The 12,074-nt window shown below is 61.4% G+C and carries 11 protein-coding genes; 2 read left to right on the top strand and 9 right to left on the bottom strand.

What is annotated here, in order from left to right:
• Together C480_RS01000 and purL are read right to left on the bottom strand one after the other, a co-directional pair.
• A partial coding sequence (locus C480_RS01000) for a response regulator (protein ID WP_006663759.1) occupies positions 1-572 on the bottom strand: 572 nt, incomplete at its 3' end.
• A gap of 105 nt (positions 573-677) precedes the next feature.
• Positions 678-2,864 carry a phosphoribosylformylglycinamidine synthase subunit PurL gene (gene purL / locus C480_RS00995; protein ID WP_006663758.1) on the bottom strand — a complete coding sequence of 729 codons (2,187 nt, stop codon included), beginning with the start codon at positions 2,862-2,864 and terminating at the stop codon, positions 678-680.
• Between the two features lie 135 nt (positions 2,865-2,999).
• On the opposite strand from purL, the gene C480_RS00990 reads away from it, so the two are divergent.
• Together C480_RS00990 and C480_RS00985 are read left to right on the top strand one after the other, a co-directional pair.
• Complete coding sequence (locus C480_RS00990; RefSeq protein ID WP_006663757.1) at positions 3,000-3,686, top strand: PHP domain-containing protein; 687 nt, start codon at positions 3,000-3,002, stop codon at positions 3,684-3,686.
• Entirely contained in the window at positions 3,683-4,783 is a 1,101-nt protein-coding gene (locus C480_RS00985; RefSeq protein ID WP_006663756.1) for an asparagine synthase C-terminal domain-containing protein, read from the top strand. Before C480_RS00990 ends, C480_RS00985 begins: the two co-directional genes overlap by 4 nt.
• Positions 4,784-4,824: 41 nt before the next feature.
• Here C480_RS00985 and C480_RS00980 read toward each other — a convergent pair whose 3' ends face one another.
• From C480_RS00980 to C480_RS00955, 7 genes are all read right to left on the bottom strand, one after another.
• On the bottom strand, positions 4,825-5,160 hold the full coding sequence (locus C480_RS00980) for a cupin domain-containing protein (protein WP_006663755.1): 336 nt from the start codon (positions 5,158-5,160) through the stop codon (positions 4,825-4,827).
• Between the two features lie 59 nt (positions 5,161-5,219).
• Positions 5,220-6,311 (bottom strand): Mrp/NBP35 family ATP-binding protein, encoded by a 1,092-nt coding sequence (locus C480_RS00975; RefSeq protein WP_006663754.1) that lies wholly within the window; start codon positions 6,309-6,311, stop codon positions 5,220-5,222.
• A 333-nt stretch (positions 6,312-6,644) separates the two neighbouring features.
• A complete protein-coding gene (locus C480_RS00970) occupies positions 6,645-6,959 on the bottom strand; it encodes a hypothetical protein (protein ID WP_006663753.1) in 315 nt (104 codons plus the stop codon).
• Entirely contained in the window at positions 6,956-8,329 is a 1,374-nt protein-coding gene (nrfD, locus tag C480_RS00965) for an NrfD/PsrC family molybdoenzyme membrane anchor subunit (protein WP_006663752.1), read from the bottom strand. The genes C480_RS00970 and nrfD overlap by 4 nt, the downstream gene beginning before the upstream one ends.
• Positions 8,326-9,963, bottom strand: coding sequence for a 4Fe-4S ferredoxin N-terminal domain-containing protein (locus C480_RS00960; RefSeq protein WP_006663751.1), 1,638 nt, complete (start codon positions 9,961-9,963; stop codon positions 8,326-8,328). Before C480_RS00960 ends, nrfD begins: the two co-directional genes overlap by 4 nt.
• Before the next feature lie 492 nt (positions 9,964-10,455).
• Positions 10,456-10,917, bottom strand: a complete 462-nt coding sequence (locus C480_RS22880) for a hypothetical protein (protein ID WP_152423999.1) — start codon at positions 10,915-10,917, stop codon at positions 10,456-10,458.
• A 443-nt stretch (positions 10,918-11,360) separates the two neighbouring features.
• Entirely contained in the window at positions 11,361-12,029 is a 669-nt protein-coding gene (locus C480_RS00955; protein ID WP_006663750.1) for a helix-turn-helix domain-containing protein, read from the bottom strand.
• Positions 12,030-12,074 lie beyond the last annotated feature (45 nt).

Raw genomic sequence — 12,074 nt, 5'->3', positions numbered from 1 at the left:
GGCTCGCGCATGAACTCGCGACAGAGTTGGCGGTGGGCGTCCTGATCGATAAGAGCGATCATCGTCTCGTCGATGCGGACGCGGGAGACGGCGAGGCGATCCTCGAGTGCAGCGTACTCCTGGCTGGCGAGTAGTTCGGCGTCGGTCTTCTCGGCATCGAGGTGGGCCTTCTTCGAGGCCAGCGAGAAGAACTGCTGGAGCTGGTCGTCGTAGGTTGAGCGCAACAGGAGTTGGTCGACGACCTGCAGGAGTTCGTCCTTCGAGACGGGTTTGACGAGGTAGTCGTCGAAGCCCATGCCGACGATGTCGAAGTCCGGTTCGACTGCGGTGACCATCGCGACGCGACAGTCGAGGTCGCGCTCGCAGATCGTCTCGAGGACGGTATCTCCCGAGAGGGTAGGCATCCGCCGGTCGAGCAGGACAACGTCGACGGCTGCGTCAATCGCGTCGAGTGCCTCGGTGCCGTCGGATGCGGTTCTCGTCTCGTACTCGTCGCCGAGCCAGACGGTGTAGAGGGTTGCGAGATCGGGCTCGTCCTCGACGATCAGGACGGTCGGGGTATCGGTAGCCATGAAGCGGGGTCCTCCAGTGGTCGTCGCGGTGACGACCGGTTCGTCAGGGCAGTCTCCCTACAAATATATCAACATATCGGGATGGAACGAGACGATCCCCTCGCCCTACGCGAGTTCAGTCTCGATAGTTGCGCGTCGCTCCCGGATCTCGTCCGCCGCAATCGTGACCTGGTCGTCGCCGACCGAGAGCGTAAGCGTACCGTCGTCGGTCGCGGAGCCGAGGGAAACGACCGGGGCGACGCCGTCGAACGCCTCCCGGACTGCTGCGGGCGAGTCGGTCTGGATCAGTGCGCGACCCGGCTGTTCGTGGAAGAGTGCACCCAGCGGGTCGCTCGCCGGAATCGAAACGTCGAGGCCGGCGTCGTCGGTTACCATCTCCGCGAGCGCGACCGCAAGGCCGCCGTGGCTCACGTCGTGCACCGCGAGCGTCGCCTCGGCGTCCGCGACGGCCGCCAGCGTCTCGACGAGTTCGGCCGGCTCGCTCGGTAGCGCGGGGAACCGATCGCTGCCGTCGAACTGCGCGAGGTACTCCGAACCGCCGAGGCTGAACTCTTCATCGTCGCCGTCGAGCGCGCGGTCGCCGACGAGGAGGAGTTCGCTCTCGTTGGCAGCCCGGACCGACAGCGACGGGGCATCGTAGCCCGGTTTCGTCCCAACCATCGCAAGCGTCGGCGTGGGCGGGATGGGGCCGGCGACGGAGTCGTTGTACAGCGAGACGTTGCCGCCGACGACGGGCGTCGAAAGGGTCGCGCACATGTCGGCGAGACCGTCGACGATGCCGGTGAACGCGCCGTAAACGTCGGATTTCTCTGGGTTGCCGCCGTTGAGGCAGTCGACGGCGGCGAGCGGCGTCGCGCCCGTAGCCGCGATGTTCGTCGCGTTCTCGAGTGCGACTGCGCGTGCGCCCTCGTAGGGCGCGGCGGCGGTCCAGTTCGGTGCCGCGCCGGACGAGATGGCGAGGCCAGTGTTTGCTTCCCGGATTGCGATTATGGCTGCGTCGTCGCCCGGACCGACGCTCGTCCGGACGCCGACTTCGTGGTCGTACTGGCGGTAGACCCACCGTTTCGAGGCCGTGCTCGGACTCGAGACGACGGCGTCGAAGGCGTCCTCGAGATCGGCGTCGGGCAGGTCGGTATCCGGTTGAGCGGGCTCTGCAGCGGGCAGGTCGTTCATCGGCGCGCCCTCGCCGAGGAAGTGCGCATCGACGTCGACGACGGTTTCATCCTGATGGGTACAGACGTAGTTTCCGTCCGTCACCTCGCCGATGACCGAGCAACCGAGGTCGAACCGATCCGCGATTTCGCGGACGCGATCGACGTTCTCGGGGTCGACCTCGTAGCACATCCGTTCCTGAGACTCGGCGAGCAAGATCTCCAGTGCCGACATGTTCGGCTCGCGCTGGTGGACGCGTTCGAGTTCAATTTCGGCACCGAGGCCACCTTTGGCGACGAGTTCACTGGAGGCACCGCCGAGGCCGGCGGCACCAAGGTCGCGGGCGGACTCAATCAGGCCCTCGTCGACGAGTTGCTCGTTGGCCTCGATAAGGAGTTTCTCGGCGTAGGGGTCGCCGACCTGGACCGCGGGGCGGTCTTCGGTTTCGGCGTCCTCGGCCAGGTCCTCGCTGGCGAAGCTCGCGCCGCCGAGGCCGTCGCGGCCGGTCGCGTTGCCGACGAGCACGAGTTTGTTGCCCGGCTCCTGGGCCTCGGCGGTGACCAGTCGCTCCTCGTTCGTCAGGCCGACGCAGGCGACGTTCACCAGCGGATTGCCCTCGTAATCGGGATGGAAATCGACGCTGCCGGCGACCGTCGGGACGCCGATGCAGTTGCCGTAGTGGCTGATTCCCTCGACGACGCCCTCGAGCAGGTACCGCGAGTGCTCGCGACCGAACTCGCCGAAGTAAAGCGAGTCCGCGAGCGCGATGGGATAGGCCCCCATCGAGAGGGTGTCTCGGACGATGCCGCCGACGCCGGTCGCCGCGCCGTCGAACGGGTCGACGTAGGAAGGATGGTTGTGGCTCTCGATCCCCATCGTGATGTAGGTCTTCGCGTCGTCCCCGTCCTCAGTTGTGCCGTCTCCGTCGTCCGGCTCGGGCAGAGAAACGACGGCCGCGTCGTCGCCCGGGCCGATGACGACCTGCTCGCCCTCGCTCTCGAACGCCGACAGCAGCGGTCTCGAGGAGCGGTACGCGCAGTGTTCGCTCCAGAGGTTCTCGAACAGCGCCGCCTCCGCTCGGGTTGGCTCTCGTCCCAACTCCTCGACGACGAGTTCGCGATCCGAATCGGCAAGGCTCATTCACCTAGGTGGTGAAAGTCGGGGAGTAAATGGGTTTCTATATCCATGATCGTGGATACCCGTGCGTGTGCCAGCGAATTTCGAACCGCCCGGCGGACCGAGGCGCTTTTGATCAGGCGAGATAAACGTACGGGCGTGCTGTCGGTCGAACTTCACGCCCACTCGGCGCTGTCGTACGACGGCCGGGACCCGATCGAACTCATCTTGGAACAGGCCGAAGCCGTCGGCCTCGACGCGATCGCCGTGACGGACCACGACGAGATCGACGCGAGTCTCGAAGCCGCCGACCGCGCCTCCGCGTACGGCCTAGTCGGCATCCCAGCCATGGAAATCTCGAGCAAAGCCGGCCACATCCTTGGCTTCGGCCTGGAGGAAGCCGTCCCACCCGGACTCTCCTACGAAACGACGCTCGCGGAGATCCACGATCAGGGCGGCCTCGCCGTGATTCCCCACCCCTTCCAGGAATCCCGCCACGGGGTCATGGCCCGCATCTCGCGCGACGAACTCGCGATGGGCGACGCCATCGAGGTCTACAACTCGCGGCTCCTGACCGGTCGCGCCAACCGCCAGGCCGAGCGCTACGCCGCCTCCCGGAACCTGCCGATGACCGCCGGCAGCGACGCCCACATCAGCGAGATGGTCGGTCAGGCCGTCACCCGCGTCGACGCCGACGAGCGGTCCGTCGACGCCATCCTCGACGCCATTGCGGCCGGCCGAACCTCCGTCGAAGGCAAACGAACGCCCTGGCGAATCAGTTTCCGTCAGGCCGCCGGCGGCGTCTCCCGCCGCGTCCGAAACAGCGTCATGGGACTGTTCCAGTGACACGATCACTCCGCGGTACCGACCCCGAAACCGTTCGCGCGGCGCTCGACACCGGCGACCCGCTCCCCGGCACCGCCGGCTTCGCCGGCGAACTCGACGGCGAACTCGTCCGCGACACCCTCGGGCGCGTCCCGCTGTTCGTCGAGGCCGACCGCGACCCGACCGACGCGTGGGCTTTCGACCCGGCCGAACTCGACGACCCCGTCCAGTTCCCCGCCGGTGCCGTCGCCGGCCCCGACGATTCGACGCCCGAACGACGCTGGACGCTTCCGGACCCCGATCCGATCGCCGACCGCGAGCGTGCACTCGACGAACTCGACGCCGCCATCCGATCCGCGGCCGACGAGTTCAGAACCGACACCACCAGCGTCGCCGTCGCCTTCTCCGGCGGCGTCGACTCCGCGCTCGTCGCCGAACTCCTCGACGCCCCGCTTTACGTCGTCGGCTTCCCCGACAGCCACGACATCGCCGCCGCCCGCAGCGCCGCGGACGCGATGGATCGCGATTTGACCGTCGTCGAACTCGACCCGACCGACCTCGAACGCGCGGTCCCCGCGGTCGCACGCGCCACCGGCCGCACGAACGCGATGGACATCCAGATCGCGCTCCCGCTCTACCTGGTCGGCGAGCGCGCCGCGGCCGACGGGTTCGACGCGCTCGCGGTCGGCCAGGGCGCGGACGAACTCTTCGGCGGCTACGAGAAGGTGGTCAGACTCGACCACCGCGTCGCGGCCGAGACGACGCGCGGAGCCGTCCGCGAACAGATTCGAAGCCTCTCCGATCAGCTTCCGCGCGACGTTCGCGCCATCGAAGCGACCGGGCTCGAACCCGTCGCGCCCGTGCTCCACGACGACGTGGTCAGTGCGGCACTTTGGCTTCCCGACGAACTCCTCGCGGACGAGGAGACGCGAAAGCGTGGACTCCGAGCGGTCGCGGCGGACTACCTCCCGACGGAAATCGCCGAGCGGGACAAGAAAGCGGTCCAGTACGGCAGCCTCGTCGCTCGTGAACTCGATCGGCTGGCCCGGCAGGCGGGGTACAAACGCCGGATGGACGACCACGTGACGAGGTACGTCGAGTCGCTTTTGGACGGCTAGAGCGGCTCCCGTCTGTATCAGGGCTGCAGGACCGCAGGATTTCAGGACGGCATCGGACACAGACTCGCGGTGAAGATCACCGTCTCGTCGGTCTCGTTTTTCGCGCCGTGAGCGACGCCCCGTTCGTGGTGGACGACACCCGGCGCTTCGACCGGTTCCTGCTCGGTACCTTGCAAGACAGTTACCGTTCCCTCGAGAACGTGAAAGACGTTCGTACTCGTCCCGTGTTCGTGCGCATCGAGTTCAGCGCCGGGGCCGAGTGCGAAGGCCTTGACGAGCGCGTCGTCGCTGACGACGAGTTCGGCCGTTTCGAGGTCGCCTGGTTCCGGGTCGAGGTCGGTGACGACGTCGTCGTAACTGTCGAGTGGGGTGGACATGTACCCGAGTGGTTCGCACTCGAGGCAGATAAAGCGCTACGGACGGAGCGACACCGCCGTCAGTCTTCGACTTCGGTCGGCAGCCGGTCGTCGGGTTCGTCGGAAGTGTGCTCGTTGACGGTCCGGCGGTTCGTCTCGCCGATCCGGTCTGCGATTTCGCCGACGACTTCCTCGACGGATTCCTGAACCGGGCTCTCGTCGTCCTTGACGAGTGCGCCCTCGCTGCCCTCCGCGCCGAAGTCGGGGTGGATCGGGATCTGGCCGATCAGCGGCACGTCGTACTTCTCGACGATCGAGTTCGCGCCGTCGGTGCCGAACAGGCCGTGCTGGTCGCCACAGCTCGGGCAAACGAACGAACTCATGTTCTCGACGACGCCCAGGACAGGGGTGTCGTGCTTGTTGAACATCTGGATTCCCTTTCGGGTGTCCTCTAAGGCCATCTCCTGGGGCGTCGTGACGACGACCGATCCCGTCACCGGCATCGACTGGAGCAGGTTGAGCGTCGCGTCGCCGGTCCCCGGCGGCAGGTCGACGATGAGGTAGTCGAGGCGACCCCATTCGACGCCCTCCAGGAACTTCATCATGAACTTGTTGACCATCGGGCCGCGAAGGATCGCCGGGTCGTCGTCTTCCTCCGTCATGAAGCCCATACTGATGACGCGCACGCCGTCGGAACGAGGCGGCACGATGTCCTCGCTCGGCGTGACGCCGGGTTCGCTCTCGACCGGCAGAATCTTCGGGATGTTCGGCCCGTGAATGTCGGCGTCGAGGATACCGACCATCGCGCCGCGCTTTTCGAGGCCGGCCGCGAGATTCGCCGCGACCGTCGTCTTTCCGACGCCCCCCTTCCCGGAGGCGACCGCGATGACGTTGCGCACGCGGGGGAGAACCTCGTCGTCAAAGCCGTGTTCCTCGCCGACGTGGGCCCGCAGGTCAACCTCAAGTCCGGCCTCGTCACAGATTTCGCGGATCTGGTTCCCCAGTTCCATCTCGGAGGGCGCGTACGGCGCGTTAAACGCGAGCGAGATACGGGCCGTTTCGTCCTCGATCCGAACGTCGTTGACGAGTCCCAGCGAAATGATGTCCTCGCCGATGTCCGGGTCTTCGATCCCCTCGAGTTTGATCTTGAGTTCGTGTTCTGTGATACTCATACTGTCTGTGTCTGTTAGTCAATTGGAGGGCGTCGAGCGGGATACGTGTGATGGTTCAGGGTGACCTATCGATCGATGTACGGAGCCCCATCGCGTGCCGATCATCGAATATATTCGGGACCTGAACTCGGAAACCGGAACACGGAAACTGCGGAGACAAACGGTTGAACGAGAACAGAGCCGATACGATACCCGAGCGACCGGACTGGACGGTCGACGGACGACGAGAAACGAGAGACGATAAACGTTGATCGCTTCGAGTTCACTCGAGACGAACTCGCGTGCGTATCGACGAAGAAAAATCGAACCGAAGTCGTCGGTGAACGGGCTCCGTTACGGGCCGGGAGCGGTGATCGGTTCGGGCATACCGCCGTAGAAGAGGATGCCGATCAGCATGGTAATGAAGAACATGCCGACCCACATCGATGTGGTCAACCCGACGAGGTAGGTCACGCCGAGCAGTCCGGTCTTCGTATCGCGCGGTTTCCCGACGAACCAGGCGATGAGCATGATGTAGACGGGAACCAGGATGATGGCGAAGATGACCCAGGTCCCTTCGTTGGCGAAGCCGGTGAAGCCCTCGGTACCGTCGTAGTTGTGGTACAGAACGGTCGAGAGGGCAGTCATCAGTGTTGGGATGAGGCTCATGCTTTCACCTCCGGTTCGGTCTCGGTTTTAGTTGTCTCTTCGTGACCATGCTCGTGGTCGTGCCCGCCGGTCAGGTGTTCGATCGCGTGGAGCTCGACCACGGGGACGAGCTTCGCGAGGTTGAGGAACAGGAGCGCAACGAGGGAGGCCGTTCCGACGAGCGACAGGATCTCGATCAGGCTCGGGAAGTACGTGCCGGGCGTTGCGGTGTAGATGTCGAACGTCGGGTGGAAGAACCCTTCGACGACGAACAGGATCTTCTCGGTCAGCGTCCCGGCCAGGATCGCACAGCTGGCGATGAGCGCTCGCGTCTTACTGAACAGGGCGGGACGGATTGCCTGCAGGAAGATGTACACGAGCGTCAGGAAGATCATCGTCATCGCGACCTGGTAGGCCGGGTGGGCCATCTTCCCCTCGGCCGCGTGTGCCGTGTTGAGCGGGCCGAGGAAGACGCCGTTGAGAACGGACTGTAGCTGGAACCACAGGAACAACAGGGTGAAGAATCCGAGCCACAGGAGCAGGCCGCGGAAGATGTCGTCCGTGATGATGTGCTCCCAGTTGTAAACGCGTCGGAACGTATACGAGATGATCATCACGCCGCTGATCGCGGACATCAGCGCGATGCTCAGGAACATCGGTCCCTGAATGCCACCGGTCCAGGCGGGCATCGCCGGCAGCAGCGAGAACAGCCACGGGATGACGCCGCCGTGGAGCAAGAGCGGAGCCATGATGATGACAGCCGCTGCAAGCCACCAGACCATCCGCTGGATGATTTCGTCTTCCTTCTCGGAGTAGCCGAACGTGATAATCTTGTAGATCGGCTCGAATTTATCCGGCAGATCGTCGCGCAACCGGTTGACGTCGTACCGGATCGTCAGACCGAGGTAGGTCGCCGACAACACGAAGTAGGCCGTAATGACGGTCACGTCCCACACCAGCGGCGAGTTGTTAACCGTGATGTGGAAGTGGCCGAGAACGCTCGTGACCATCCGGTCCGGACGGCCCATGTGGACCAGAATGTAGAATCCGGCGGCCGAGAGACCACCGATCGTCGTCATCTCCGCGATACGAGCGACCGGCATATACCGGTCCATTCCGAGGAGTCGAACGGACGCAGACAGGATGATCCCGCCGTGTGCGACGCCGACCCACCAGATGAACGCGCCGATGTACAGTCCCCAGGTCGCACCGCCACCGGTACCCCAGTCCCCGAGGCCGGTGACGATCAGGCCCTTCTGGAGCTGGTAGGCCCAGGCGATGAGGAAGGCGATGAGTCCCAGTGCTGCAACGCTGTAGACCGCGAGGTACTTCTTCGAGAACGTCCCGATGGGGCGAAGAATATCCGCCTTGGATGGCGTCTTGGTGCTCATAAACTCACCCCAGCGTCACCGACGGTGCCCTCGTCGAGGATCTCCTCCTTGCGGTTGTCGACGAGGTTCGGTTCGGATCCGTCGGCACGCTCGTACGAGATGTCTGCATAGGCGCTTGGGCCCTCGACCTGCTCGGCGTTCGGACCAGGTTCGTTTCCGAAGTACACGACGTTCGGGTTGGTCCCAACGTCTTCGAGCAGCTTGAAACTCGAGGACGGACGCCCGTCGTAGTCGTCGATTGCGTCCTGAGCATCGCCTTCGTCTGCGCCTTCGAACTCTTCACCCTCGTCGGGTTCGTCGGCGAGATCGAGTTCAACGAGGACCTCCTGACTGTCGAGGTCGAGACCGTGTTCCTCCAGGAGGTCGAAGATGTCATTGATGTGCACCTCGTAGTCGACGGAGTCGGCATCGCCCTCGCCGAAGTCCTCGGTGACGATCTCGATGGCCTTCATCGTCCGGAGCGTCTCCTCGTCGAGGTCTTCGGAGGCTTCGAGAACGGAGGCGAGATCGGCGTCGGCATCCGCGATATCTTCCTCGATGGCGTTAAGCGACGGTGCCGTCGTCTCCTTATCACCGAGATCGCGGAGTGCGCGACCGCGACTCGGATTCTCGATGTACCGCTGCGGGTCGCTGTTCTCGTCGCGCATGTTTCCGAACTGGATCGCGTCCGGCGGACAGGCGTCCTCGCAGGCGGAGGTACCGATTTTGTCTTCGCCACTGAACCCATCCTGGCGGGACGGGCACATGGTACACTTGCTCATCGTACCACGCGGCGAGCGACTGTCGACCCACCGACCGCGGGAGTCGACCATCATGTCGCCTTCGCCATCGTGTTCCGCTGCGATCTCCTCGGTGGAAACGTCCGGTTCGTCCCACTGGAAGTAGTTGACCCCGTAGGGACAGGCGACCTGACAGTACCGGCAGCCGATACAGACGTCGTAGTCGGTCAGCACGAGGCCGTCCTTGTCCCGCGTGTGACGGGCCGTCGTCGGACAGACCTTCTCACACGGCGCGTCGGTACAGTGCTGACACGGTCGGACAAGGCGATTTTGGCTCGTGTCCGCACCGCCGTCCTCGTAGTCGAGGACGTACATCCAGTTGACGCCCTGGTCGAGGTTGTTCTCCTGAGCACAGGCTCTGACACAGGAGAGACAGCCGTCACAGCGTTCGAGGTCGATCGCCATGCCCCACTGGGTGTCGCCCTCCCGGTGGGCTTCCGTTGAGTGTCCTCCCGATTCGTCGGCGACGTTTGGCTGACCGCCTTCGGCGGTCCCCCAGGCACCGAGACCGACGGCCGCCGCGCCGACGCCCATCTTCTTCATCACGTCGCGGCGACTCTCGTCGCCGTCGCCGTCGAAGCTCTTGAGCATCTCGGCGAAGCCGCCGGCGTTCTTCTTGGCCTCCTCGTAGGCTTCCTCCGTCGGGCGGTCGTCGACGCCGAACTCATCCATCACGTCCTCGTGATATTTCTCGTGGAAGTCGGCTTCCGACAGCTCGCCCTTGGTGACGCGCATCGCGTCCTTGGCCATCTCCATACCGAGGTCGCTATCGTACTCGGTATCGTCGAGCATCGTCTCGAGTTCATCCTCCCACTCTTGGCCGAGTGGGTGGAACGATTCATCGTCCGTACTCATCTGCTTAGAACACCTCTTGACATACGATTCCAGTCATGTCGTGAGTACGCAACGGCACCCACTTGAATACGTTCATTTGCGGTTCCTCTACAGCGCACTCACAACTTGAGCCCGATGAACCGTCGAGCCGATTTCCACGTTGTGAGAATGGTGGCGAACATGTTCGCGGTACATATATGGAGAGAATATAATTAAAGATCCACAATTAAGATAGACGAGTTCAGACACTACTCACAGATCATATCGTCATTCTCCATTGTTGATGTAGGTATTAAGTTCTATACAGTTTCATTAATAAGTAGATGGTGCAGAATATATTATGAAGGAGGAAGGAGGGGTTCGGCAGAATATTTTTATATACTATTCTTATTACTTACGATAAGTTACTGAGAATTCGAATGAAGTAGTTATTTATTAGATCAGTGCCTTAACACACTGATTGCCATGATCTATTCACTACTCAACTGTATTGACTTAGCTTGGCTATATTCATTATCGTAATCTATCGCATTCAAATAGCATAGATGTGATACTTCCATCTGATTCATCATCTTCAACTGCTACCTCAATCCTCAATTCACTTCCAGGGAAATCTGTGCGCGTCACAACAACTTGTGTTGTGGCTCCACTTGTACCCGTATCACCATCGGAACGGTCTTCTTGATACGGATTGTAAATATAAAGTCCATCGATAGTGTGATTGTTCATACTAACGGTATGAAATCGTATTTTATTAACATTTGGGGATATCTGTGTAGTATAAACACCATATCCATTATTGAGGTCAAGAGTTGGTGACCCAATAAAATCGCCCAGTTCGTCACAAGCATCAAAATTATCGTTTTTGTTGACTTCCTTGCCATTCGCAGTAGCTGATAGGCTTAGTGCACTAACGCTAAGTCCGGAAACACCCACAGCCTTTAACACTTTCCGTCTAGTATTCTTTTTCGACATAGCAATTGGTTATTGTATTCAGTTAATATTAATTCTATCTTATGATTACATACTATAGTGTGTTGAATACTATCTACTTATACTAAATCTCTAAAAGACAGAGACCATAGAACAATATAAGACAAACATATAGGGAATTAAAAAATGATTTTACATTATTAGCTCTACCTATAACGATATAGTCTTATTTTGTGTTGTGAGTGACCTATGAGTACATATTTGAATCGCTCTTCTGTAGGAAATTGTTGATCCAATCGCCGCTCCCGAAACGAGTCTCCCAATTCACTGCGCTCGGCACTGGTGACTGTGATTGTTGATCTCCGCCTCCAAACCAAAAATCGACAGACGACGGGCGATCAACAATGTGCTACACAAGAGCGTATTTGAATTGTGTATAAGAGACTAACTACCATTTTTGGTATCAAGAGAGATCACCATCAACCTCAGACGAACGGTTCTTCGAGTGACTCGTCGGCCGTCGTCTCGGGGATCTGATCCACGAATCGTTTGATGATCGCTTCCTCGGCGCGGTGGAGCGTCTCGCTGCAGGTCGACTTGGCGATACCGAGATGGTCAGCCAGATCCGTCAGCGAGCACCGCCGGGGCGTGTCGTAGTAGCCCTCCCTGACGGCGGTGACGAGAACTTCGAGCTGGCGGTCCGAGAGGAGCTGACTCTCGTGGAGTTGTTCGCTGACGGTGTCGATCTGATACTGGAGCCCGAGCCGGTCGAACTGTTCGGCGAGTTCAGCGAGTCGGTCGCGCGAGCCGGTGACCGTGACGGTGGCGCGGCCGTCCTGGATCGTGACGGGGAGCTCGATGGGCATGCCGGCGTCGCGAGACGAGAACAACAGCAGGGGTTCGGTCGTTTCGAAGTGGACGGTGGCCTCGCCATCGCTGCGCTGGGTGAGCGTGAGTTCGGTGAGCTGCGGGTGGGAGTTCATGTCCTGTAGCGCGTGCTCGACCGCTGGACCCGAGAGACGGACGAGTGCGAACCCCGTCTCCGTGTCGGGAACGGCGGCAAGAACTCGAAACGTGGTATTCGGATGCGCCGCCGATACCTGCTGAATCCAGACGTGGTCTGGCAACGTGAGGGTGAGTGTCGCCTGCGCCATGGCAATCGGTATCTGATGGTTGGAAGGAAACGAACGAATAGGTTC

The organism is Natrialba aegyptia DSM 13077 (assembly GCF_000337535.1).
Lineage (GTDB): Archaea > Halobacteriota > Halobacteria > Halobacteriales > Natrialbaceae > Natrialba > Natrialba aegyptia.
This window is presented reverse-complemented; position numbering and strand designations above follow the sequence as displayed.